Origin of the sequence: uncultured Piscinibacter sp., from assembly GCF_937952055.1 — a bacterium.
GTDB lineage: Bacteria > Pseudomonadota > Gammaproteobacteria > Burkholderiales > Burkholderiaceae_C > Piscinibacter.
In genome coordinates, this window is sequence record NZ_CALFYO010000019.1 from 369,180 (window position 1) to 392,363 (window position 23,184).

Annotated in this window: 29 protein-coding genes; 7 read left to right on the forward strand and 22 right to left on the reverse strand. The window is 70.9% G+C overall.

Translation table 11 applies throughout. The features are described from left to right. Genes hypE through Q0599_RS09250 form a run of 17 tightly spaced genes read right to left on the reverse strand, consistent with a single transcriptional unit; the run spans position 1 to position 12,831 of the window. On the reverse strand, positions 1–1,050 hold the full coding sequence (gene hypE / locus Q0599_RS09170; protein ID WP_298828620.1) for a hydrogenase expression/formation protein HypE: 1,050 nt from the start codon (positions 1,048–1,050) through the stop codon (positions 1–3). Between the two features lie 4 nt (positions 1,051–1,054). Then, positions 1,055–2,194: a hydrogenase formation protein HypD gene (gene hypD / locus Q0599_RS09175; RefSeq protein WP_298828622.1), complete on the reverse strand. Its 1,140-nt coding sequence runs from the start codon at positions 2,192–2,194 to the stop codon at positions 1,055–1,057. Continuing rightward, complete coding sequence (locus Q0599_RS09180) at positions 2,191–2,421, reverse strand: HypC/HybG/HupF family hydrogenase formation chaperone (RefSeq protein WP_298828624.1); 231 nt, start codon at positions 2,419–2,421, stop codon at positions 2,191–2,193. The genes hypD and Q0599_RS09180 overlap by 4 nt, the downstream gene beginning before the upstream one ends. A gap of 2 nt (positions 2,422–2,423) precedes the next feature. Continuing rightward, entirely contained in the window at positions 2,424–3,587 is a 1,164-nt protein-coding gene (locus tag Q0599_RS09185; protein WP_298828627.1) for a carbamoyltransferase HypF, read from the reverse strand. After that, positions 3,587–4,429, reverse strand: a complete 843-nt coding sequence (hypB, locus tag Q0599_RS09190; protein WP_298828629.1) for a hydrogenase nickel incorporation protein HypB — start codon at positions 4,427–4,429, stop codon at positions 3,587–3,589. The genes Q0599_RS09185 and hypB overlap by 1 nt, the downstream gene beginning before the upstream one ends. A 13-nt stretch (positions 4,430–4,442) precedes the next feature. Next, positions 4,443–4,790 (reverse strand): hydrogenase maturation nickel metallochaperone HypA, encoded by a 348-nt coding sequence (gene hypA / locus Q0599_RS09195; RefSeq protein ID WP_298828631.1) that lies wholly within the window; start codon positions 4,788–4,790, stop codon positions 4,443–4,445. Further along, complete coding sequence (locus Q0599_RS09200) at positions 4,783–5,874, reverse strand: hypothetical protein (protein WP_298828633.1); 1,092 nt, start codon at positions 5,872–5,874, stop codon at positions 4,783–4,785. The genes hypA and Q0599_RS09200 overlap by 8 nt, the downstream gene beginning before the upstream one ends. Then, positions 5,871–6,335, reverse strand: coding sequence for a [NiFe]-hydrogenase assembly chaperone HybE (gene hybE, locus Q0599_RS09205; RefSeq protein ID WP_298828635.1), 465 nt, complete (start codon positions 6,333–6,335; stop codon positions 5,871–5,873). Before hybE ends, Q0599_RS09200 begins: the two co-directional genes overlap by 4 nt. After that, positions 6,332–6,562 (reverse strand): rubredoxin, encoded by a 231-nt coding sequence (locus Q0599_RS09210; RefSeq protein ID WP_298828637.1) that lies wholly within the window; start codon positions 6,560–6,562, stop codon positions 6,332–6,334. Before Q0599_RS09210 ends, hybE begins: the two co-directional genes overlap by 4 nt. Next, positions 6,559–7,455 (reverse strand): hydrogenase expression/formation protein, encoded by an 897-nt coding sequence (locus tag Q0599_RS09215; protein ID WP_298828640.1) that lies wholly within the window; start codon positions 7,453–7,455, stop codon positions 6,559–6,561. Before Q0599_RS09215 ends, Q0599_RS09210 begins: the two co-directional genes overlap by 4 nt. 13 nt (positions 7,456–7,468) lie before the next feature. Further along, a complete protein-coding gene (locus Q0599_RS09220) occupies positions 7,469–7,912 on the reverse strand; it encodes a hydrogenase (RefSeq protein WP_298828642.1) in 444 nt (147 codons plus the stop codon). A gap of 9 nt (positions 7,913–7,921) precedes the next feature. Beyond that, the gene (locus Q0599_RS09225; RefSeq protein WP_298828644.1) at positions 7,922–8,233 is read right to left on the reverse strand and encodes a HypC/HybG/HupF family hydrogenase formation chaperone; all 312 of its coding nucleotides are present in this window, start codon (positions 8,231–8,233) and stop codon (positions 7,922–7,924) included. A gap of 16 nt (positions 8,234–8,249) precedes the next feature. After that, positions 8,250–8,867, reverse strand: a complete 618-nt coding sequence (locus Q0599_RS09230) for a HyaD/HybD family hydrogenase maturation endopeptidase (protein WP_298828646.1) — start codon at positions 8,865–8,867, stop codon at positions 8,250–8,252. Between the two features lie 2 nt (positions 8,868–8,869). Then, complete coding sequence (gene cybH / locus Q0599_RS09235) at positions 8,870–9,604, reverse strand: Ni/Fe-hydrogenase, b-type cytochrome subunit (protein WP_298828651.1); 735 nt, start codon at positions 9,602–9,604, stop codon at positions 8,870–8,872. Between the two features lie 16 nt (positions 9,605–9,620). Further along, positions 9,621–9,866 carry a hypothetical protein gene (locus Q0599_RS09240; protein ID WP_298828653.1) on the reverse strand — a complete coding sequence of 82 codons (246 nt, stop codon included), beginning with the start codon at positions 9,864–9,866 and terminating at the stop codon, positions 9,621–9,623. Between the two features lie 23 nt (positions 9,867–9,889). After that, the gene (locus tag Q0599_RS09245; RefSeq protein WP_298828655.1) at positions 9,890–11,746 is read right to left on the reverse strand and encodes a nickel-dependent hydrogenase large subunit; all 1,857 of its coding nucleotides are present in this window, start codon (positions 11,744–11,746) and stop codon (positions 9,890–9,892) included. 14 nt (positions 11,747–11,760) lie between these two features. After that, on the reverse strand, positions 11,761–12,831 hold the full coding sequence (locus Q0599_RS09250; RefSeq protein WP_298828658.1) for a hydrogenase small subunit: 1,071 nt from the start codon (positions 12,829–12,831) through the stop codon (positions 11,761–11,763). 385 nt (positions 12,832–13,216) lie between these two features. Here Q0599_RS09250 and Q0599_RS09255 point away from each other — a divergent pair, with 385 nt between their 5' ends. After that, positions 13,217–13,528: a hypothetical protein gene (locus Q0599_RS09255; protein ID WP_298828660.1), complete on the forward strand. Its 312-nt coding sequence runs from the start codon at positions 13,217–13,219 to the stop codon at positions 13,526–13,528. 54 nt (positions 13,529–13,582) lie between these two features. Here the strand turns inward: Q0599_RS09255 and Q0599_RS09260 are convergent, their stop codons facing one another. Continuing rightward, positions 13,583–14,812 carry a serine hydrolase gene (locus tag Q0599_RS09260; RefSeq protein WP_298828663.1) on the reverse strand — a complete coding sequence of 410 codons (1,230 nt, stop codon included), beginning with the start codon at positions 14,810–14,812 and terminating at the stop codon, positions 13,583–13,585. Between the two features lie 20 nt (positions 14,813–14,832). On the opposite strand from Q0599_RS09260, the gene Q0599_RS09265 reads away from it, so the two are divergent. From Q0599_RS09265 to Q0599_RS09285, 5 genes are all read left to right on the forward strand, one after another. Continuing rightward, a complete protein-coding gene (locus tag Q0599_RS09265; protein WP_298828667.1) occupies positions 14,833–15,300 on the forward strand; it encodes a TerB family tellurite resistance protein in 468 nt (155 codons plus the stop codon). A gap of 123 nt (positions 15,301–15,423) precedes the next feature. Beyond that, positions 15,424–16,272 carry a hypothetical protein gene (locus Q0599_RS09270; protein ID WP_298828670.1) on the forward strand — a complete coding sequence of 283 codons (849 nt, stop codon included), beginning with the start codon at positions 15,424–15,426 and terminating at the stop codon, positions 16,270–16,272. Positions 16,273–16,603: 331 nt separating this feature from the next. Beyond that, a complete protein-coding gene (locus tag Q0599_RS09275) occupies positions 16,604–16,810 on the forward strand; it encodes a hypothetical protein (protein ID WP_367180920.1) in 207 nt (68 codons plus the stop codon). A 4-nt stretch (positions 16,811–16,814) separates the two neighbouring features. Then, entirely contained in the window at positions 16,815–17,078 is a 264-nt protein-coding gene (gene infA / locus Q0599_RS09280; RefSeq protein WP_298828672.1) for a translation initiation factor IF-1, read from the forward strand. Between the two features lie 110 nt (positions 17,079–17,188). Further along, entirely contained in the window at positions 17,189–17,398 is a 210-nt protein-coding gene (locus tag Q0599_RS09285) for a cold-shock protein (RefSeq protein ID WP_298828675.1), read from the forward strand. 25 nt (positions 17,399–17,423) lie between these two features. Here the strand turns inward: Q0599_RS09285 and Q0599_RS09290 are convergent, their stop codons facing one another. Then, entirely contained in the window at positions 17,424–18,836 is a 1,413-nt protein-coding gene (locus Q0599_RS09290; RefSeq protein ID WP_298828678.1) for an MATE family efflux transporter, read from the reverse strand. 66 nt (positions 18,837–18,902) lie between these two features. Here Q0599_RS09290 and Q0599_RS09295 point away from each other — a divergent pair, with 66 nt between their 5' ends. Beyond that, positions 18,903–19,769 carry an AraC family transcriptional regulator gene (locus tag Q0599_RS09295; protein WP_298828682.1) on the forward strand — a complete coding sequence of 289 codons (867 nt, stop codon included), beginning with the start codon at positions 18,903–18,905 and terminating at the stop codon, positions 19,767–19,769. Here Q0599_RS09295 and Q0599_RS09300 read toward each other — a convergent pair. From Q0599_RS09300 to Q0599_RS09310, 3 genes are all read right to left on the reverse strand, one after another. Then, complete coding sequence (locus Q0599_RS09300) at positions 19,738–20,817, reverse strand: trypsin-like peptidase domain-containing protein (protein WP_298828686.1); 1,080 nt, start codon at positions 20,815–20,817, stop codon at positions 19,738–19,740. The genes Q0599_RS09295 and Q0599_RS09300 overlap by 32 nt on opposite strands. An 80-nt stretch (positions 20,818–20,897) precedes the next feature. Then, complete coding sequence (locus Q0599_RS09305; protein ID WP_298828688.1) at positions 20,898–21,692, reverse strand: GNAT family N-acetyltransferase; 795 nt, start codon at positions 21,690–21,692, stop codon at positions 20,898–20,900. Between the two features lie 272 nt (positions 21,693–21,964). Continuing rightward, positions 21,965–23,062, reverse strand: a complete 1,098-nt coding sequence (locus Q0599_RS09310; protein WP_298828690.1) for a hypothetical protein — start codon at positions 23,060–23,062, stop codon at positions 21,965–21,967. Positions 23,063–23,184: the final 122 nt, after the last annotated feature.

Below are 23,184 nucleotides of genomic sequence, written 5' to 3' on the forward strand. Positions count from 1 at the left end.
TCAGCAGATGCGCGGCAGCGGTTCGCCGGACAGCCAGTCCACCACGCGCCGGCCGCCGAAGGCCGTGGCCATCTGCACGAAATGCTGCGGGTCGTCGGTGACGGTGCCGATGTGCGCCGCCTCGCGGCCCAGCGGGTGCGAGCGCAGCGCCTCCAGTGCGCCGTCGGCCACGGCCGCATCGCACACCACGATGCACTTGCCCTCGTTGGCGATGTACAGCGGGTCCAGCCCGAGCAGCTCGCAGGCTGCGTTGACCTGCGGTTTCACCGGGATGGCCGCCTCCTGCAGCAGCATGCCCACGCCGGACTGGCGCGCGATCTCGTTGAGGGAGGTGGCCAGGCCGCCGCGTGTCGGGTCTCGCAGCGTGCGCACGCTGCCTTCGGGCACGGCGGCCAGCAGCCGCGCCACCAGCGTGTGCAGCGCCGCGGTGTCGGACGCGATGGTGGTCTCGAACTCCAGCGACTCGCGCTTCGAGAGTACCGCCACGCCATGGTCGCCGATGGTGCCGGAGACCAGCACGGCGTCGCCCGGCCGCGCGCGGCGCCCGCTGATGCTGCGGCCATCCGGCAGCATGCCGACGCCGGTGGTGGCGATGAACACGCCGTCGCCCTTGCCCTGCTCGACCACCTTGGTGTCGCCGGTGACGATGGGAACCCCGGCCTCGCGCGCCGCGGCGGCCATCGACTCGACGATGCGCTTCAGGTCCGCGAGCGCGAAGCCTTCCTCGAGGATGAAGCTCGCGCTCAGGTACAGCGGCGTGGCGCCGAGCATCGCCACGTCGTTGACCGTGCCGTGCACCGCCAGGCAGCCGATGTCGCCGCCCGGGAAGAACAGCGGCGAGATGACGTGGCCGTCGGTGGCCATCACCAGGCGGTGCCCTTGCAGCGCCGGCAGCAACGCGGCATCGTCGCCCTGGCGCAGGTAGTCGTTGTCGAAGGCACGCGCGAACAGCTCCTCCACCAGCTGCGCCGAGACGCGACCGCCTGCGCCGTGGTTCATGTCGACGCGGCCGTGCTTGAAGTCGATCGGGCGAACGTAGTCCTTCTTCATGCACTCATGCGGCCACGACGGGGATGTCGCGGAACCGTCCGTAGGTGTAGTGCGCCGCGCAGGCGCCTTCGGAGGACACCATGCACGAGCCCATCGGGCTCTCCGGCGTGCACACGGTGCCGAACAGTTTGCAGTCGGTCGGCCGCTTCACGCCGCGCAGGATGGCGCCACACTCGCACTGCTTGTGGTCGGGCACGCTCTTGTAGGCGAGGCCGAAGCGGCGCTCGGCGTCGAAGCGCTCGAAGGCGGGGCGGATCTTCAGTGCCGAGTAGGGGACCTCGCCGAGGCCGCGCCACTCGAAGCTGGAGCGCAGCTCGAACACCTGCTGTACCACCGCCTGCGCGGCGAGGTTGCCCTCGCGGGTCACCGCGCGGCTGAACTCGTTCTCGACCTCGGCACGGCCTTGGTTGACCTGGCGCACCAGCATCAGCACCGCCTGCATCACGTCCAGCGGCTCGAACCCGGCGATCACCACCGGCTTGCGGTACTCCTGCGCGAAATGTTCGTAGGGCCGCGATCCGATCACGATGCTGACGTGCGCCGGCCCGACGAAGCCGTCGATCGGCACGGTGCCGTATTGCCGCACCTCGGGCGATTCGAGGATGTGCGTGATCGCGCTGGGCGTGAGCACGTGGTTGCACAGCACGCTGAAGTTCCCGATGCCCTCGGCCTGGGCCTGGCGGATCACCAGCGCGGTGGGCGGCGTGGTGGTCTCGAAGCCGATGGCGAGGAAGACCACCTCGCGGTCGGGATGCTCACGGGCGAGTTTCAGCGCGTCGGCGGCCGAGTACACCATGCGGATGTCGGCGCCACGGGCCTTGGCGCGCATCAGCGAGAGCGACTCGCTCGCCGGCACGCGCATCACGTCGCCATAGGTGGCGAGCATCACGCCGCGCTCGAGCGCCAGCGCGATGGCCTGGTCGATGCGGCCGATCGGCAGCACGCACACCGGGCAGCCGGGTCCGTGGATCATGCGCAGGTTGGCGGGCAGCAGCTCCGTGATGCCGTAGCGCGAGATCGCATGGGTGTGTCCGCCGCAGAACTCCATGAAGTGATAGCGGCGCGAGACATCGGCCTCGGCGGCGATGCGCTGGGCGAACGCGCGCGCCACCTCGCCGTCGCGGAACTCCTCGACGTACTTCATGCGGCGCGCTCCGAGGCAGCCAGCTCGGCGAACAGCGCCAGGGTGCGCTCGGCCTCCTCCGCATCGAGCAGGCCGATCGCGTGGCCGACGTGGACGATGACGTAGTCGCCGACGCGCGCCTCCGGCGTCAGCGCCACCGACACCGTCTTGCGCACGCCGCCGAGCTCGACGACGGCCTGCTCGGCGTCTTGAAGTTCCACCACGCGGGCGGGCAGGGCAAGGCACATGGTCAGCGTTCCAGTTCGAGGGCTTGCGGCGCGCTGCGCGCGGTGGCGGCAGCGGCGACCGAGCAGGCCGCCACCCACGCCTGGCCGAGCGCGAGGCCGGCGTCGCCGCAGGGCGTGGCGCCGGGGGCGTGCACCTCGAGGCCGTGCGACTGCAGGCGCTGCGCGAGGCGTTCGCTGAGCACGCGGTTGAGGAAGCAGCCGCCGCCGAACACCACCGTCTCGACGCTGCGCTGCCGTGCGGCCTGCAACGCCGCGGCGGCGAGGCCGTCGGCCATCGCCCCGTGGAAGTGCAGGGCGGCGCGGGCGCGGGCGGCATCGTCGTCCCGCGGCACGTCGAACAGCTCGGCGACCACGCCGCGCAGGTCCAGCGACGAGGCGAAGGACATGGCCTTCCGTCCGTCGTCCAGCGCCCGGCTGGCGAGTCTCTCCAGCGCGATTGCCGCCTCGGCCTCGTGGGCCTGCCGCACGCTCAGGCCGAGCGCGCCGGCGGCGGCGTCGAACCAGCGGCCGGCGCCGCTGCTCGGCGGACAGTTCAGGCCGCGATCGAGCATCGTCTTCAGGCCGCGCGCCGTGGCCGCACCGACCACGCTGCCGAAGCGCGCCTCGATCTCCGCGCCGCGGCCGAGCGCATGCAGCACCGCCGCCGCCAGCCGCCAGGGCTCGCGGGCCGCGACGTCGCCGCCGGGCAGGGCGATCGGCTGCAGGTGGGCGACACGCGCCCAGCGGTGCGCGGCGACGCCGCCATCGACCCACAGCAGCTCCCCGCCCCAGGCACCGCCGTCGCTGCCCAGGCCCACGCCGTCCAGCGCGATGCCGATCACCGGCTGCGTCAGGCCGCGTTCGGCGATCACCGCGGCGATGTGCGCATGGTGGTGCTGCACGCCGACCGCCGGCACGCCGAGCCGATGGCCGAGCGCGACGCCGAGCCTCGTGCTGTGGAAGTCCGGGTGCAGGTCGTGCGCCAGCACGTCGACCGCGCCATCGGCGACCAGCGCCTCGACCGAGGCGTCGAGGGCGCGGCAGGCGTCGGCCTCGCCGAGGTCGCCGTGCTGGGCCGACCAGTCGAAGCGCGTGCCGTCCAGCCGCCCGGCGCGGTTCTTCAGGAAGGCGCCACAGCCCAGCGCGCGCGCGGGGGCACGGGTCGGCAGCAGGGCGAGACGGTCCATCAGGCGCCCGGATGCAGCAGCCACTCGACCCAGGCGTCCAGCCCGGCGCCGGTCTTCGCCGACACCAGCAGCACCTCGATGCCCGGGTTGACGCGCTGCGCGTACGCGATGCATTTCGGCACGTCGAAGTCCAGGTGCGGCAGCAGGTCGGTCTTGTTCAGCACCATCAGCGTCGCGGCGGCGAACATGTCCGGGTACTTCAGCGGCTTGTCCTCGCCTTCGGTGACGGAAAGGATGGCGACCTTCGCCGCCTCGCCGAGGTCCCACATCGCCGGGCACACCAGATTGCCGACGTTCTCGATGAAGAGCAGCGAGCCGGCGTGTGCGTGATCGTGTGGGGGATGGTCCTCCGCGTGGTCGTGATGGTGGCCGTGCAGGGCCAGCCGCGCGAAGGCGTCGGCGACCATCTGCGCATCGAGGTGGCAGCCCTTGCCGGTGTTGACCTGGATCGCGCTCGCGCCGGTGGCGCGGATGCGGTCGGCATCGTGGCTGGTCTGCTGGTCGCCCTCGATGACTGCCAGCGGCAGCGCGGGGGCCATCCGCTTCAGGTGTTCGATGGTCGCGCACAGCAGCGTCGTCTTGCCTGAGCCGGGGCTGGAGACGAGGTTGTACGCGGTCACGTCGTGTGCCGCGAAATGCGCCCGGTTCGCGGCGGCGATGCGGTTGTTCTCGCCGAGCACGTCGGCTTCGAGCCTGATCGCGCGCGCCTGGCTCATGCCGGGCACCGACACGCGCGCCGCGCCGGCACCGTAATGCAGGTCGCCCGTCTTCGCATCGACGGCCACGTGGGCATGCTCGGGATGGGTGGCGCCCGGGTTGGCGCAGCCGCAGACGACGCACATGGCGGGTACTCCTTCAGTCGTCGTGCACCAGCAGGTCGAGCACGCGCAGCTCGGTCCCGCCGGTCGGTTGGATCTGGTGCCCGCCGCAACGCGGGCAGGCGTCGGTGCGCGCGGCGATCGTGATGCTCGTCGCGCAGCGCAGGCACCAGGCGGTGCCGGGCGGCTCGTCGATGTCGATCTGCGCGCCTTCGAGGCAGGTGCCGGGCGCGACCGCGTCGAGCGCGAAGCGCAGCGCGCGCACTTCGACCCCGGACAGCGCGCCGGCCTCGAGCCGCAGCCTGGAGACGCGCGTGAAGCGGTCGCGCGCCGCCGCGTCCTCGACCAGCTTGACGATGCCGCCAGCCAGGCTCAGCTCATGCATGGGCCGGCTCCATCGTGGACTCCACCTCGAACTCGACGCAGGGGTCGAAGGCCGCTGCGGCGCGTGTCGCCTGCGCAGCACGGTCGTCGCCAGTCAGCGACGCCAGGGTGCGTGCCAACACGCCGCGCGGATGGAAGTTCCACTCGGTGGGCGCAAGCACGCGGCAGTCGGCCACGCGCGCCCCCTGCGGTGCATCCTCCAGCCGCACCCAGTGCACCAGCAGGCCGCGCGCCGTCTCGGTCCAGGCCACCGCCTCGTGGCGGCCGAGCGGCAGCGCACCTTCGGCCAGCCGCTCGCAGCCGGCCGGCACGGCCAGGTGCAGCAGGTCGACGAGGCGCGCGATCAGTCGCATCCATGCATTGTGCGGCGCCGGCGGGGCCGGGTCGACGCTGCGTGTCCAGGGGCCGGTCTCGGCGGGGGCGCCCTGCCAGTCGGGCTCGGCGCAGAAACCGGTCTCCTCGGCCATGCGCCTGGCCAGGCGCGGCAGCGTGAGCAGCGGCTGGTCGAGCAGGCGAAGCGGCCGAAAGGGCATGGCGATCGCCTGCAGGGCCTGCCGCTGCGAACGCAGCAGCCGCGCCGGTGACGTGTCGATGTGCGTGCACCAGCGCTCGGCCCAGGCGGCCGGGTCGGCCGCATGCGCCGCCAGCCAGGCCGCGACCGGTTCGCCCAGCCAGTGCCGCGACAGCCACGCGGGCAGCGCCCGCAACTGTTCGGCCGGTGCCAGCGCGGCGTCCCACAGGGGGCAGCCGCGCAGTGCCGCCGTCGGCGTGGCCGCGGGGGCGCCGGGCAGCAGGCGGTGCCAATCCTGCGCAATGCGCAGCGCGTGCTCGCGCGCGGTGGCGGCCTGCAGGGCGGCGCGCTCGGCGCTGCTCGACAGCGCGGGCTCGCCTGCGGCTGCCGCGACCGCGCGCCGCGCGGTGCCGCGCTGCGCATGGGCGCACATCGAGAACAGCGAGCCCAGCACGGCGGGCAGCTCGCCGGCCGGCCGGCCGCGGGCGATGCGCGCCGCGAGCAGCGGCCGAGTGCTGACGATGGTGGGCAGCGCCATGCCGGGGCGCAGGCGGATGCGGCCGGCCAGGTTCATGCGCTCGCCCCGGGCGAACGACCGAACAGGAAGCCGCGTCGCGCCGGCTGTGCGGGCTGCTGCAGGGTGCGCAATGCCTTCAACGCCTGCTGCGCCGTGGCCAGCGCCGCCGCCTGGTCGGCGAACTCGAACATCGGCGAGAACAGCGAGCAGGCCTCGAAGCCGCCCACGCCTGCTTCGTGCGCGCCGATGAAGTCGAAGCGGCGCGAGCCGATGTCGCGCGTGCCGCGCTCGCCGACCGCCAGCATCGGCATCCCATCGCGCAGCGGCAGCCGCACCAGGTTCATGCACCAGGGCGTGAGCAGCACGCCGAGGGCGGTGTCGCCCTGCGCGTCGGCGCGGAAGTCCACTGTCGCCACCTTCAGCCGCGGGTGGACGAGCGGCAGCCCGGCCATGCGCGTGCACACGATCCCCGCGTAGGCCTGCTGCAGCGCCTCCGCGCGCGCGGCGAGTTCGTTCATGTGCCGGCCTGCAGCACCATGAACTGCTCGGCCGCGCCGTCGCACTGCGGGCAGCGCCAGTGCGCGGGCAGTGCGGTGAAGGCGGTGCCGGGCTCGATCTGCCAGACCGGGTCGCCCTGCGCCGGGTCATAGACCCACCAGCAGATCTTGCACTCCAGCCGCGCTCCCGGCGGCAGCCGCGCGGCGTCGCCGAGGTAGCTGCCTTCGAAGCGAGTGGCGAGGCTCATGGCTGCATCACCCACTGCAGTACCTCGCCCAGGCGCTGCTGCGTGTCGGCAAGGTCCTCGGCCGCGGCGCAGGCCACCTCGGGCACGGCGCTGACCTCGATCGCATTGAGGATCACCTTGTCCTGCGAGTTGTAGTAGACGAGCCGCCAGGTGTTCTCCGCCAGCGTGTTGCTGATGCGGCAGTTGCCGTAGCCGCGCGAGAGGATCAGCACGCGGCCGGTGCCGAGCTGGTGGTCGATATGGGCGATGTCGTCCGCGACCAGCGGCAGCAGCGTGAGGTTGACGACATGCGCGTCGTGCCCCGGCGCCCAGCGCGCGCGCTGCTCGGCCAGCTCGAACAGCAGGCTCGGCACGTTGACCAGGCCGTCCGGCAACGGTTGCGGCGGCACGCGCGGCGCACTCGCGTCCTCGCGGGCGGCGTCGAGCAGCACCGCGGGGATCGCGCCGACCTCGATGCGGTCGCGCAACGCGCCGTCGTCGTCGATGGCGACGACGCGCCACACCCCGGCGAACACCGATTCCTGCACGCGCACCCGTACCGCGTCATCGCCGAACTGGCGCGTCTCCGGGCGTGCCAGCACCTGGGCGCCGACCTCGCCTTCGCCGAGCACCTGGTTGACCAGCGCAAGCTCCTCGGGCGGCAGGCCGTCGAGGCGGATCGGCGCAGGTCGGCCGCCCTGGCAGGCGGTGGTCACCGCCTCCAGCACGGCGGCGAGCACTTCGCGCGCCAGCGCATGGCCGGCCAGCGCCTCGGGCTCGGGCAGCAGAGGCGGGCGGTAGGTCTCCATGCCGGAGGGCATGCTCATGTAGTCGAGCTGCTCGTCCTCCTCCTGGCTGCCGGGGCCGAGCGCGGCCACCACGGGGATGCGGAAGGGACGTTGGGTGGCGTTCATGGCGGCCTCGGCGTCAGTGGCAGGACGGTGCGGGGCTGGCGCCGACCACCGGGATGCCGATGGTCGGCGCGCGCGAGACCGGCGCGGCGAGCGCCGCCTCGACGAGCCGCAGGTACTCGGTCCAGTCGTGCATGCCGGCCAGCGTGGTCACGTACCGGCCGTCGCGCAGGAACACCAGCGCCGGCCAGCGCTGCGAGCCGAAGCGGCGCGCCACCGCCTCCTGGCCGGCCGGCGCCACCACGCCGATGGCGAAGTCGGCGCCGAGCCGCGTGCGCAGCTCGGGCAGCACCACGGCCACGTCCAGTCCTTCCGGAAACTGCACGGGGTCGCCGGCGAGCAGCAGCACCTGGTCGCCCGGCGCGGCGAGGAAGTCGGCGATGGTGTCGGGTTCGACCAGCGTCGCGCCGAACTGGTCGACGAGGCGCTGCATCACGGGGGGCAGGAGGGTGGCGGTCATGTTCGGGTCTCAGTCGGAGCGGCCGGCGAGCGCGGCCAGGGCGCGGGGGTCCATGCGCGAAGGCAGTTCGAAGGCGGTGTCGGGAGCGTTGTCCGGCGCGCCGGCGAGCGCGCCCTCCAGGAGGTCGAGCACCGCATTGACCTCGGCGGCGCGCTGCGCGTCGATGCGCTCGCGCGCGGCATCGAGGAAGATCAGCAGCCAGTCCTGCTGCACGCAGTCGCCGACCAGCGCGGTGTCGACGCGCTTGACCTCGCCGCGGCCGGCCACCCAGGCGTGGCCGGGTTCGACGCGGAGGACCTGCATGGGGATGCCGATGCACATCGCGATGGCCTTGCGTTCAGCGTGGCAGGAAACGCTCGTCGCCGACGCGGCAGGCCTGCTCCGCGGCCGGCCGGCCCGCCTCGTAGGCGCCGAGCGCGAGCGTGGGCACGGTGACGGATTCGTCGGCCGAGGGCAACGCGTCGCGTGGCAGCGGCTTTGCGCCCCAGGCGCGCAGACGGTCGAGACCGAGCGCCAGCGCGTCCTCGAGCGCCGTCTTCACCGCCGGCCGCAGGCTGCCGCCATAGTCTTCCAGTTCCTCGGGCTGGCAGCCCACCAGCAGCACCTGCTCGGGATACTGCTCGGTGAGCAGCGCGAGCATCAGCACTTCCTGGAAGCCGGTCTGGTGCAGGCTCATCTTCTTCGCGCCCATGAAGCGCGGCACCTCGTCGTTCTCGATCAGCTTCAGCGTGCCGGGCGGCAGGCCGTAGTCGATGGCGTCGAAGATCAGCAGCTTCGACGCGCCCTGCACATGCTGGATCAGGTACAGGCCCTGCGTGCCGCCGTCGACCAGCTGCACCGGCTCGCCCTGCGCCTCGTCGAAGGCCCAGCGCTGCTGCAGCGCCTCGACGCAGCGCACGCCGAAACCTTCGTCGGCCCACAGCACGTTGCCGATGCCCAGCACGGTGATGCCCATGGTCAGTCCTTGAACGTGCGGTGGCCGGAGATCATCGTGCTGACGATGCTCTGCCGCCCCATGATGTCCTCGCGGATCGCGGCGTACACGTGCAGCGTCACGAAGATCACCATGCCCCACAGGCCCAGGTGGTGCCAGGTGTGCACGTCCTGCGACTGGCCGAACAGCGGGATCACCCAGTCGCTGAACAGCGTGTGCGCCCACGAGCCGGCCTGCGTGCCTTCGCCGTAGAGCGCGAAGCCGGTGACGATCATGAACAGCGTCAGGAAGAAGAAGCCGAAGAACATCGCCGCACGCGCCAGCGGGTTGTGGCCGACATAGCGGCTCGGCCGCGGGATCAGGAAGGCGTACCACTTCAGCATCGTCAGCACCTCGCGCCAGTAGGCGCCGCTGAACACCGGCAGCGTGAACAGCTCGCGCGCATGGTGGTTGCCGACGATCGCCCAGTAGATGCGGCCGAGCAGACCGACCGCGAACACGTAGCCGGCGGCGAAGTGGGCGAAGCGGATGTAGCCCATCAGGTAGTTCGCGCTGGCCTCGCCAGGCATGGTCGGCAGCGGCGAGCCGATGAAGTAGCCGGTGACGCCGAGCACGACGATGGACAGCGCGTTGATCCAGTGCCACAGGCGCACTGGGGCTTCGTAGACGTAGACCGACTTGATCGCCGCGGCGCGCGCAACGGCGGACTCGTCGGTGCCGGTGGCATCGTTGAAGGACTGCGACGGGGTGAGCGACATGGTGCGCCTCCGGCCGTCAGTCGTTCTTCCGGCCGGCGTCGCGGTCGGCGCGATCCGAGCGTCGGCCGCGAAGGGCACGCAGCAGCACGGCGCCGTAGCCGACCGCCATTGCCGCGAGCAGCCCCACCACATGCTCGGCCTCGAGCACATGCATCAGCTGGTCCGGGGCGCTGAGGCCGTGGCCGGGGTGGGCCTGCGCCGTCGCAGCGGTGAGCAGGGCGGACAGGCCGGCGGCGGCACGGGTAACTCGTTGAAGTCTCATCGTGGTGTCTCCATCGTTCTCGTTCAGCGCACCTTGACGCGGGTGAGTTCCGCGCCGTCCTCGCTCATCACGTGCGTGGAGCAGGCCAGGCAGGGGTCGAAGGAATGCAGCGTGCGCAGGATCTCGACCGGCTGCTCCGGATTGACCATCGGGGTGTTCATCAGGCTGGCCTCGAAGGCGCCGATCTGGCCCTTCGCATCGCGCGGGCTGCCGTTCCAGGTGGTCGGCACCACGCACTGGTAGTTCTCGATGCGGCCGTCCTTGATCTTCACCCAGTGGCCCAGCATGCCGCGTGGCGCGGCCACCGTGCCCACGCCCTTGGCCTCCTTCGGCCAGGTGCTCGGGTCCCACTTCTCGACGTTGGCGGTGGCGGTGTCGCCGGCCTTGATGTTGGCAACCAGTTCGTTCCAGTCGTCCAGCATCATCTCGCCGCAGTACTGGCCCTCGAGCGCGCGCGCCAGCGTGCGGCCGATGGTGGTGGGCAGCAATTGCTTGGCGGTGTACTGCGTCTCCGGCAGGCCCAGGGCCTTCGGGATGCCGGAATTGATCATCATCGCCGAGCTCTCGATCTGCTCCTTCGGGCGCTGCGCGTACTTGTTGCCCTTCATCGCGTGGGCGTAGGCGAGGATGTAGCGCGACAGCGGGCCGACCTCCATCGCGTGGCCGCGCCAGCGCGGCGCCTTGATCCACGAGTACTTGGCCGCCTCGTCGATCTGCTCGATGGCCGTCTTCGTGCCCTTGGTGTTGGCGCCCAGCGCGTAGTTCGGCTCGGTGACGCCGTCCCAGGGGTGCAGCCCCTTGGTCTCGTCCGCGTACTTGTACCAGCTGTGCGTGACGAACTCCTGCACCTGCTCGGGGTCGCGCGGGTCGATCGGGTGGATCTCGTCCCAGTTGCCGTTGAGGATCACGCCGCCGGGCAGTTGGTCGGTGCTCTTGTCGTAGTTGACCTTCGGGTACTCGCCGTAGTCGCTGACGTTGGTGGCCGACAGGCCGCCGCCGTGCAGCCAGCCGGCGTGCTTGTAGAGCGTGCCGATCGCCAGCACGTCGGGGATGTAGACGTTCTTGTTGAACTCGATGATCTCGTCGATGCGCGCCTTGACGAAGTTCAGCCGCTCCATGTTGATCGGCGCGCCGGCCGATCCGTCCTTGTCGATGTTGATCGCGCAGGGCACGCCGCCGACCAGGTAGTTCGGGTGCGGGTTCTTGCCGCCGAAGATGGTGTGGATCTTCACCCACTCCTTCTGCAGGTCCAGCGCCTCCAGGTAGTGCGTCACCGCCATCAGGTTGGCCTCGGGAGGCAGCACGTAGGCCTTGTTGCCCCAGTAGCCGTTCATGAAGGGACCGAGCTGGCCGCTCTCGACGAACTTCTTCAGCCGGTTCTGGATGTCGCGGAAGTAGCCCGGCGAGGACATCGGGTGCGACGGCGACACCAGGTGCTGCAGGTCCGAGGTCTTCTTCGGGTCGGCCTTCAGTGCCGACACCACGTCGACCCAGTCCAGCGCATGCAGGTGGTAGAAGTGCACCGCATGGTCGTGCACCTGCAGCGTCTTGGCCATCATCTCGCGGATCAGGTGCGCGTTCTTCGGGATCTTGATGCCGAGCGCATCCTCCACCGCGCGCACCGAGGTCAGCGCGTGGCAGCCGGTGCAGACACCGCAGATGCGCTCGACGAAGGCCCAGGCGTCGCGCGGGTCGCGGCCCTTGAGGATCACTTCGAGGCCGCGCCACATCGTGCCGGTCGACACCGCGTTGCGGATGACGTTGTTCTTGTCGAGGTTGACCTCGCAGCGCATGTGGCCCTCGATGCGGGTCACCGGGTCGACGACGACGCGTCGTCCGCTGTCGTCGAGCTTGAAGCCTTGCGTTTCGTACGCGCCCATGGGTTCTCCTCGTTCTATTTCTGCGGGGTGTTGGAACTGCTCACGCGCTTGATGGCGGAGACCGCCGCGTGCGCCGCCACGGCCGCGCCGACCACGCCGGCGGCCGTGCCGCCGACCTTGTCGGCGTTGGCCTCGATGCCGAACTGGTGGATGTCGGTCAGGCGGCTGTAGAACGAGCCCTTGTCCCAGAAGCCGTCCTCCGAGCAGCCGATGCACCCGTGGCCGGCCTTGATCGGGAAGCTCGTGCCCTCGTTCCACTGCACCGTGGAGCAGGCGTTGTAGGTGGTCGGGCCCTTGCAGCCGACCTTGTAGAGGCAGTAGCCGCGGCGCGCCGATTCGTCGTCGAAGGCCTCGACGAACTGGCCGGCGTCGAAGTGCGGCCGGCGGTAGCACTTGTCGTGGATGCGCTGGCTGTAGAACATCTTCGGCCGGCCCTGGCGGTCGAGCTCGGGAATGCGGTCGAAGGTCAGCATGTAGGTGATGACGCCGGTCATCACCTCGGCGATCGGCGGGCAGCCGGGCACCTTGATGATCGGCTTGTCGGTGATCACCTTGTGGATCGGCGTGGCCTGCGTCGGGTTCGGCTTGGCGGCCTGCACGCAGCCCCAGCTGGCGCAGGAGCCCCAGGCGATCACCGCCTTGCTGTCCTTGGCCACGCGCTTGAGCTTCTCGACGAAGGGCTTGCCCGACTGGATGCAGAACATGCCGCCTTCGTTCAGCGGCGGGTTGCCCTCCACGGCCAGGATGTAGTTGCCCTTGTACTTGGCCATGATCTCCTCGAGGATGGCCTCGGCCTGGTGGCCGGCGGCGGCCATCAGCGTGTCGTCGTAGTCGAGGCTGATCATCGACAGCACGACGTCCTTGGCCAGCGGGTGCGCCGAGCGGATAAAGCTCTCCGAGCAGCAGGTGCATTCGAGCCCGTGCAGCCACAGCACCGGCGTGCGCGGCTTGGTCTCCATCGCGTGGGCGATCTGCGGCACGAACGAGGGCGCGAGGCCCAGCGAAGTGGCCGTGAGCGAGCAGTACTTGAGGAAGCTGCGGCGCGAGATGCCCTGCCGCCGCATCACCTCGTAGAAGGTCTCCATCGTCCCCGTCTCCTGTGTGGCTGTGCCGCATACCGTCACAAGAGCCGTGCCGCTTTCGGCCAGACCTCGGGAAAGTACGGGAGGTCTGGCGTAAGTGCTTGATGCCGGGGGAGTTTTCGAGACGGTGCGGCGTGATCCGCGACGCCGCCGAAGCAGGCATGGAAAGCGGGCTGCCACCGGCGCTGCCGAACCGGAAAGTGCGCAGGCATTGACCACGACCGCGCCCGACTGACGCGGTCTTCATGCGCTTCGTCGTGGTGTCGGGACGCGTGCCGAGAGTGGCGCCTCACCCGCCCTGTCCTCCGGGCTGAAGGCCACGAAGATCACCTCGATCCGAACCCCGCCCGGAGAGGGCGGGTGGCAGCTCGACGTCGGCACGCCCGGCGTGCGCGGCATCACCACCCCACTGACCGTGACCGGCGGTCTTCAGGTGGAGCGTGGCGTCTTTCGCGGTGTGGCCGCCATCGAGCCGACCGACCCCTTCGTCGACCCCACCTCGCGGTTGCGGCGCCACCGCACCGTCGCACGGCCGCGCGGGGAGATCGCGCTGGTCCTCTCGCTGAGAGCCGCGCCGACGCCGTGGCGGGACATGGTGGGGGGCAGCAGGCTGGACGAGGTGGAGAAGGAGGCCGATGGGGCAGCCGACATCACCCGACAGCGCCCGTGCGTCACCGCCTGCGTGATCGGCTGCCGATGACGAGGACTCTTGTGCGACGGCGCGCTTCGGCATCGCCCGCCCATGGCACGATGCTCAACGCGACGCCGCGCTCGCTCCCAGATGTTCCGCCACGGACTCCAGCAGCGCCACCCACTCGCCCGGCCGCACCCCATACTGCGTCCCGAACCGCGCGATCACCACCCCGTTGCGCGGCGAGACGACGATGAACTGGCCGTGGTTGCCGCGGGCGCTGAAGTCATGGTTGCCGCCGTTGCGCCGTTGGCCCCACCAGAAGAGCTGGTAATAGGCGCCGGGCCGCAGGTGCTCCAGCGACACGGCGCCCTCGGTGCCGGTGGCCTCGCGCACCAGCGCTTCGGACAGTACGCGCGTACCGTCCTCGGCCACTCCGCCGTTCAGCATCAGCTGCCCGAAGCGGACGAAGTCGATGGCGCGCGCGTTCACGCCGCTTTCCAGCTTCTCGAAGCCGGTGGCCTCGCCATCCAGGCTCCAGCTCGCGCCGGGGCCGAGGCCCGCGGGCTGCCACAGGCAACGCGAGGTCCAGGCCGCCACCGGCATCTTGGTCGCGCGCTCGAGCACCAGGCCGAGCAGCAGCGGGTGGTAGTTGTTGTAGAGGAAGTCGCCGCCGGGAGGCGCCTCGATGCGTGTCTCGCGCAGGGCGAGCGCGCGCAGGTCGGGCCAGTAGTAGGTCTTGGCGTCGTCACCGTTGAGGAAGCGCGTCTCGCGGTAGCGGATGCCCGAGTGCATGCGCAGCAGGTGACGCAGCGTGATGCGCGTGAAGCGCGAATCGCGGGCGCCCAGTTCGGGGAGCCAGCGCGTCACGGGATCGTCAAGGCTGGCGATGAGTCCCTGGTCCAAGGCGCACAGCACGCCGGTGGCGAGAATCGACTTGGCCACCGAGAAGCTCGTCACCGGCATCTCGCGCGCCTGCCCGTTGAAGTAGGCCTCGTGGAGCATCTTGCCGTGCTGCATGACGACGAAGGCGAGCGTGCCCTGCTCGGCAAGCCAGTCGTCCATCACCGCGCCCGGCAGCGCCGCAGCGAAGGCGGCGCGCACGCGCTGCGCATCGGGCGCCGCGGGCGGTTCGCGCGGCGGGGCGGCCGGCGCGATCTCGCGCTTCGAGAAGCGGAACTGGTCGTCCACGTCGGAATTGCCCCACAGCAGCGCGCGGCGCACGTATTCCACGGGATAGACGGCGAACGCGGTGGCCAGGGCCAGCCCGACCGCAGCCATCGCGGCCAGCGCCAGCCGTGCAGGCCAGCGGCGTGGGCGTTGGTTTGCGGCAGGCTCGGGCGCGGCGCTCATCGTCGTGACATCATGATCGCATGTTGCGAACCCTGAAGGATCTGTTCGACCGCCTCACGCCGCCACCCGCGCAGGCCGACGCGCGCGAGGCCGAACACCTGCTGCAGCTGGCCACCGCGGTGATGCTGGTGGAGGTGATGCGCGCCGACGCGAGCTTCCATGATGGCGAGCGCGAGGCGGTGCTTGCGGCGCTTGCCGACAAGTTCGCGCTGGCTGACGACGAGGCCGCACGGCTGGTCGAGCTGGCCGAGGCGGCGGCCCGGCAGGCCACCGACCTGTTCAGCTTCACCTCGCGCATCAACGAGCGTTTCGAGATGCCGCAGAAGCTGCGCATGATCGAGCACATGTGGCGCGTCGCGTACGCCGACGGTCACCTCAGCGATCACGAGCGCCACGTCTTGTGGCGCATCGCCGACCTGCTGCACGTGCCGCAGGGCGCCTACGTGCACGCGCGCCTGCGCGCGCAGCAGGAAGCCGGCGCGGCCTGAGGCGTCGAGAGACCGGCGTCGAAACGGTCGGGACCGGCACGGGCTCCCATCGAGTAGGGATGGCGGCTGCCGGAGATGCGCGCAGCATGGCGGCACCGCTCGCGCATCCGCCAGGAGCACCGCATGGACCAGCAGCAGTCGCCCGGCCTGATGGACAACCAGCCGCCGCGCGCCGACGCGCAGGCGCTGTGGCAGCACTTCTCCGAGACCTACTTCTCGCTGCGCGTCGGGCTGGCGCTGCTGGCCTTCGCGTTCCCGGCGTGGCTCTACTTCTGGGGGCGATTCGTTCACGACCTGCCGCTGCAGCCCTCGATGAGCGCCTACTTCTTCGCCGCCCGCGCATCGGCCGAGGTCGGCGCGATGCAATGTGCCGAGTTTCCGATGCGCACCTTCTTCGTCGGCGGCCTGTGCGCCATCGCAGCGGGGCTGCACCTCTACAAGGGGCTCACCCGCCGCGAGAACACGCTGCTGAACAGCGCGGCCATCAGCGCGCTGTTCGTGGCCGTCTTTCCGGAGCGCATCACCAAGGAGGACCTCAGCAGCGACGAGCGTGTCATGCAACTGGTCAAGGACTGCCCGGCGGTGCTGGACTGGGCCAGCCGGCAGCCCGGTGTGCCGCTCCACTTCGCGGCGGCGGCCGTACTGTTCGTCCTGCTCGGCATCGTCGCCTGGCAGTGCGCCTGTCACTCGCTGAGCTACCTGCCTGCCGACCAGAAGCACCGGGAACCGATGCTCAGGCTCGCTTATCGCGTGCTGGCCGTGCTGATGTTCCTGTGCCCTGCGACCGGCGTCGTCCTGGCCGCATGGCTGGCCCGCGGCAGCAGTGTCGTGTTCTTCGTGGAGATGGCGGGCATCTGGACCTTTGGCGCCTATTGGGCGATCAAGACCTGGGAGCTGTCGCTGTCCCGGCTTGAGCAGGACCCGTCCGAAGCCGTGCGCAACATGGCGCCTGCGGCGCCCCCTTCGAGCTAGGGCCGGCGCGGCAGATGCTCCAGGTGGTACAATCCCGCATCGACGCGGTTCCGGCATTCGCCTCCAGCAGGTTGCCACCGCCGCGCTGAGATCACGAGTTGATCTCCCTCCTACGCCAGAGCACTGACCGACCGCGGTCGCCATCTCGTTCTGGTCGCCCCTCGCCGGCAGCGAACAGCCCTGCCGGCCAGCTGCGGGAAAGAGTTCATCCGCCGCCCGCGTGCCGAGTGCACGCCTTGTGTCAGACCGCGTCGCTTCCATCCGGAGGCAGCGCCACCGAGAGTTCGTTATCCAGCCATCCTTCCAGGTCGGGAAATACCTTGTTTCTCCCTTGACCCGCTCCACCCACTGCGGCCGCTACGCGGCCTCGGTGTCCATCCGCTCCGGGCGCGGGAGCACCACGCACGACCGCGTGCTGCGCCTGCTGCCCGTCTTCGAATCCCGCGACGCCGCCGAGCGTTATGCGACGGCCCAGGGCCTCGCGTGGATCGGCGCGCCCACACCGCGCGGCACCCCTTTCTCCACAACCTTCGAGTGAACCCATGGCCAAGGAAGAGCTGATCGAGATGCAAGGCGTCGTCAACGAGATCCTGCCGGACTCGCGCTTTCGGGTGACGCTGGACAACGGCCACAAGCTCATCGCCTACACCGGCGGCAAGATGCGCAAGCACCACATCCGCATCCTCGCCGGGGACAACGTCTCGCTGGAGCTGTCGCCCTACGATCTCACCAAGGGCCGCATCACCTTCCGCCACCTCGAGCGCCGCGGCCCCCCGACCTCGGCGAGGCCGCCGCAGCGTCGTTGATGAACGGCATCGCGGCCTTCCCGAACATCAGCCTCCACATCCGGATGCTGCTTGCACGCACCAGCGAGAGCTGGGGCACTTCCACCACGAATCCATCAAGGAACGACAACATGACCATCGAAACCGGAACCGTCAAATGGTTCAACGAAGGCAAGGGCTTCGGCTTCATCGCCCCCGACAGCGGCGGCAAGGACCTCTTCGCCCACTTCAAGGAAATCCAGGGCGAGGGCTTCAAGACGCTCGCCGAGAACCAGCGCGTGCAGTTCGAGGTGACGCAGGGCCAGAAGGGCCCGCAGGCCTCGCGCATCCGCCCGCTCTGAACTCCGGTGCTCGCGCCGCGCGCGATCAGTTCGCGCCGGCGCAGAGCATCGGCGTGGCGCGCTCGCCCGGCTGCGGCAGCAGCGAGCGCCGCCACACCCCGCGCTGCATCCGCCGCCACAGCGCGCCCATCTTGCCCGCCTCCACCGCGAGCAGCAGCGCAAGCACCTGCGGCAGCTCGAAGCCCCAGCGCAACGCGGCCAGCGTCACCAGCGGCAGGCCGACGGCCACTGTGCCGACCAGTTCCACCATCAGCACGCCGCGACGGTCGCCGCCGGCGCGCAGGATCCCGAGCACGAGGGTCATCGCGACCACGCGCACGGTGACGGTGACGGCCGACAGCGCCAGCGTCGTCCAGAGCACCGCCTGCTGACCCTCGAGCCAGGGCAGCCTGGCGATCACGAGGCCGGCGCCGACCGCCGCGAATGCGCACACCGGCACCGCTGCCAGCCCGAAGCGCCTCAGCGCGCGCTGGGCGAGGCACTGCGCCGCGGCGAAGCGCTGCCGGCCGAGCAGCCGCCCGACGACGATGCCGCAGGCCACCGCGCCGCCGACGAAGAGCGTGACCATCAGTCCTTCGACCGGCGCAAGCAGGCTGACCATGGCGAGCGCTTTCGCGTCCATCGCGGCGAACACCATGCCGTAGGCCAGTGCGCTGCCCGACCAGATCAGTTCCTGCAGCATGAAGGGCGCGGCCAGCGCGACCAGGCCGGGGCTGCGCCAGCCGCGCTCGAGCAGCGCGGCCAGCAACGCGCGTGCGGGCATGCCGGGCCGGCTCATCGCCGCGAGCAGCAGCGCCAGCTCCAGCGCGCGCGCCGCGCTGGTGGCCCAGCCGGCACCGGCCACGCCCAGCGCCGGCGCGCCGGCCAGGCCGAAGATCAGCATGGCGTCGAGGGCCGCGTTGGCGCCCAGGCCGGCCAGCCCGGCGAACATCGGCGAGCGGCTGTCGCCATGGCAGCGGCTGACGGTGGCCAGCGCCGCGGTCAGCGCCGACAGCGGAATCGACAACGCCACCGCGTGGAGGAATGCCGCCAGCGGTGCGGCCACGGCCGCGTCGCTCACCAGCCAGCCGGCCACCTTGCCGGGCACGGCCAGCGCCAGCGCGCAGGCTGGCAGCGTGATCGCCAGCGTGACCAGCGCCACCCAGCGCAGCAGCCGCGCGCCGGGGCGCGACTCGCCGCGGCCGGCGTACTGGCTCAGCAGCACGGCAGCACCGTTGGCCAGTCCGGCCAGCATCATCGTCAGCACGAACAGGCCGCGGCCGGCCAGCCCGACGGCGGCCACCGCCTCGGGACCGAGTCGCTGCACCATCGCCATGTCGACCAGCGCGAACGAGGCGGTGGCCAAGGCCTGCACGCTGATCGGCCAGCCGAGGTGCAGCACCTGGCGCCAGTGCGTGTCGAGCGAGTCGTGCGTGCGGGATGTCGGATCGTCTTTCATGAAGTGGCAATGCTGGCGCCGATGTCCATCGAAGAAAATGTCATCCCATCCTTTCGAGATGTCGATTTGTTGCCACCTACGGAGATCATCGAACTGGGGCCGCAGTGCCAGGAGCGCTACTTCTGCCGTGCCGGCTTCCCGGCGCTGACGGGCCTGGGCATTGCCGCTGCGGGCCTGTCTGACCTGGCCGGGCACTACCGCGTCGAGCGTTGCCTGGACCGCCATCTCGTCGAGATCACGCTGAGCGGCGCGGGCCTCGGCGGCGGGGTCGAGGCACCCGCCGTGCTCGACGAGGGCACGGTGCTTCTCGTGCCCGCCGGCCAGCCCTACGTGCTGCGCACGCGACGCGGTGCGCCCTGGCGCACCGCCTGGGCGCTGCTCGACCCGGCCCTGTGGCGGGGTCTTCCAGGCCAGGCCAGGGTGTGCCGCGCCGCCGAGTTCTCTGCCCTGGGCCCGCTGCTGACGCTGCTGCACCTGGAGCGCTTCGGCGACGATCCGCTCACCGCGGGGCTGCGCCGCGCGCTCGGCGAAGCGTTCGCGGCGTGGCTGCGGCGCGCGTTCTCGCTCGGCGTGCCGTCGACCGGGAGCGGCACCGCCGCATTGCACGCGCTGTTCGACGAGGTGGAGGCGCAGCCGGCCGCGGACTGGAGCGTCGAGCAACTGTGCGCGCGACTGGCCTGCTCGCGCAGCCACCTGCACCGACTGTGCGTGCAGACCTGGGGCTGCGGGCCCGCCGAGCAGGTGAACCGCGTGCGCATGCGGCAGGCCGAGTACTGGCTGCTGGCCACCGGGCTGCCGCTGAAGGTGATCGCCGAGCGGCTCGGCTTCGCCAACCCGTACCACTTCTCGGCCGCGTTCAAGCGGCACAGCGGGCGCTCGCCGACAGCGTTTCGGGCTGCGCTCAGTCCTCCGACTCGGCCAGCGTCACCGTGACCTTGCGCGTCGCGCCGGCGCGCCAAAGCGTCAGCGTGGCCGTGTCACCCGGGTTGAGCTTCTCCAGCGCAGTGAGCATGTCGTCGGCGTTCTCCACCGCGTCGTCGTTGATCGCAGTCAGCACGTCTCCCGGCACGATGCCGGCATCGCCACGGCCGAAGGCTTTCAGGCCCGCCTGCGCCGCGGGCCCGCCGCGATGCACGCGCAGCAGCGCCACGCCCTTGGGCAGCCCGAGCGCGCGGTTGATGTCGGGCGTGCCGGCGGTGATGCCCAGCGCAGGGCGCACCATGCGGCCGTCGCGGATGAGGCGCGGCACGATGCGGTTGACCTCGTCGACCGGAATCGCGAAACCGATGCCTGCGCTCGCGCCCGAGGGGCTGAAGATGGCGGTGTTCACGCCGATCAGCCGGCCGGCCGTGTCGAGCAGCGGGCCGCCCGAGTTGCCTGGGTTGATGGCGGCATCGGTCTGGATCGCGCCCCGGATCATGCGCCGCGTCACCGACTCGATCTCGCGATTCAGCGCGCTGACGATGCCGGTGGTCAGCGTCTGGTCCAGCCCGAAGGGGTTGCCGATGGCGTAGACCTGCTGGCCGACCTGGAGGTCGCGGCTGCTGCCAACCGGCAGCGGGCGCAGCTTGGACGGCGGCGCGGTGATCTTCAGCACGGCGATGTCGCGGTCCGGGAAGGCGCCGACCAGGTCGGCCTTGTAGCTCGTCTGGTCGGCCAGCGTCACGCGTGCGCCGCTGGCCTGCTGGATGACGTGGAAGTTGGTGACGACGTGGCCCTGCGCATCCCACACGAAGCCGGTGCCGGTGCCCTGAGGCACCTGCTGCACGTTCAGCGAGAACAGGTCGCGCTCCAGGCCGAGCGCGGTGATGTTGACCACCGACGGCGAGGCCGCCTTGAAGACGGCGATGTTGTTCAGTTCTTCGGCGGCGAGCGGCCCGCGCGGCGTGACCGGTCGCGGCGGCGCAGGTGCGCGCGCCTCGAGCGCCGGGGGCAGGGCGAGCTGCAGCGCCAGCACGGCGGTGAGCATTGAGGTTCGCATGCAGGCAGCCTCGTCGTAGGGGGCGGATGCGATGATAGGCAAGGCCGCGGGCTGCGGCATCCGAGCGGGCCGACGCTTGCTCAGAGCTTGAGCACCACGCGGCGTGTCTTCGCATCGTCGGGGTCGGTCTGGACCTCGAAGCCGATCTGGCGCGCGAAACGCAGCATTGGCAGATTGGTGGCGAGCACACTGCCAGCCATGATGGCCAGGCCGTGCTGGCGTGCGATGTCGATCAGCGCGTGCATCAGGATGCCGGCCAGCCCGCTGCCCTGCCAGGCGTCGTCGACGGCAACCGCGAACTCGCAGGCGGTGCCCGAGGGCTCGACCACGTAGCGTGCCACGCCGAGTTGTAGCTCGCGCCCGTCGCGCAGCGTCGTGGCGACCAGGGCGACGTGGTGCACGCCGTCGACATCGGTCAGGTAGCGCAGCTTCGCCCCCGGGAGTTCGCGCACCGTCCCCATGAAACGCTTGTAGCGCGACAGCTCGGAGAGGCGTCGAACGAACTCCGCCTCCATCGGTGCGTCCTCGGCCGCCATGGTTCGCAGCACGACGTCCACGCCGTCGAGGCTGTGATGCCGTGGCAGCGCAAGCGTCGCGGCGCGCGGCGTCGGCGACAGCGACGCGACGAGCGCCACCAAGGCGTCCAGCGTGAACGGCCGGGCGAGCGCCTCGTCGGGAATCGCCACGCTCAGACGCTCGTGCACCCCGACGGCGAGGTTCAACCAGTCCATCGAATCGAGGTCGATCTGCTCGCGCAGCGGTCGATCGGGTCGCAGAGCGCGTAGATCCGCCTCGGGAGCGAGTTGGGCCAGAAGCGCGAGCACGACGTGGCGGACACCTTCGGGCGATGCTGGATGCGTCGAGGGCTGCGTCATGCCTCGGCCTCAGCGTGGCGTGTCGCCAGGCGCTGAGTGGGGCGCCGAGCCTCCGCAGCCACCGACGGGCGGCGCCATCAGGCATCGCCACAAGACCCACCCGTGATGACAGCAGCCTGTGGTTCGCCCTTGCATTTGACGTCTCCCGGTGATCGGCGTGGCGAGACGCCAGTCTAGAAGGGCGCCCTGGATCGCACTGCCCGGGTTCGCCCTCGGTCGCGAGCGACGGTGCCGCACCGCGCGTCGGCCATGACGCCGGCCGGACGGGGGGATCACTCCACGACGAGGATGTCGGAGGCGAAGCCCCCGCGGCCGTTTTCACCGCCGATCACCAGCACACGGCCATCCGCCAGCGGGTTGGCGGTGTGCCACACGCGTGCAGAGGGCAGCTCGGGCAAGGGTGCTTCGCCGACATCGTCGCTCCAGGCGCTCAGGCTGCGAGAGGCGAGTTGGCCCGCGGTCTGGCCGCCGATGAGGAGCACGTGGTCGTTGCCGGTGGGGACAACGGCCATCAGGGTGCGAGCCGTGGCCAAGCCCGGTGCCCTGTCGAAGCGCGAGGTGGCGGCCTCGTAACGCCACGCGCTGGCCAGGGGCACGAGTTCGCTGCCGCGTGCGATTTCGCCGCCGACGATGATCACGTCGCCCGTGCTGGTCCGCCAGGCCGCATGCAGCATGCGCGGCTCCTCGATGCCGGCGTCGAGCGGCGTGAACGCCTCGGTGCGGGGATCCCACAGTTCCGCGAAGCGGTAGTCGGGGTACCCGCCGGCGTCGCCGCCAACCAGCAGCACGCAGCCGTCGGCCAGCAAGGTGGCGCTGTGGCCGGCACGCGCGTGCTGCATGCGCGAGGGCAGCAGGCGCCAGGTCTGGTGCTGCGGATCCCACAGCTCGACGCTGTCGCGTCCGACGCCACCGCTGGCGAGCACGCGTCCGTCGTTCAGCAGCGTCATGGCATGCGCGCGGCGGTGCAGGTTCAGGTGTCCGGCCGCGTTCACCGTGCCGCGCAGCGGGTCGATCAGCTCGGCGATGCGACCGTCCGCCATGGCGACCTGTCCACCGCTGACCAGGATGCGGCCGTCCTGCAGCAGCAAGGCCTGGTGGCCGTCCCGTCCGCTGCTGAGCGTGGCGATGCGGGCCAGTCGCGCGGCGGACGGCTCGAAGCGGTCCACCGCGTCGGACAGCGTACTCAACCCGCGGTCGCCGCCGATGACGATCACGCTGCCGTCGGCGGCGGTGACCGAGGCGTGGTTGGAGACGGCCAGCTCGCCGACCCGCCGCGTGGTGCGGAAGTCAAGCGAGGGGCTCGTGCCGCCGCAGCCCGTGAGCCCGACAAGGGGCAGGGTGAGCGCAGCCAGGAAATCGCGTCGTTGCATGGAGGTCTCTCGTCGGCCAGCCCAGGCTCCGGGCCGTGGCGCGGCACTCTAGGTGGCGTGTCCCTGCGGCGGAAATACCTTCTCTGCAATACTTTCCAGGTATCGATCAACGGCCCTGCCCC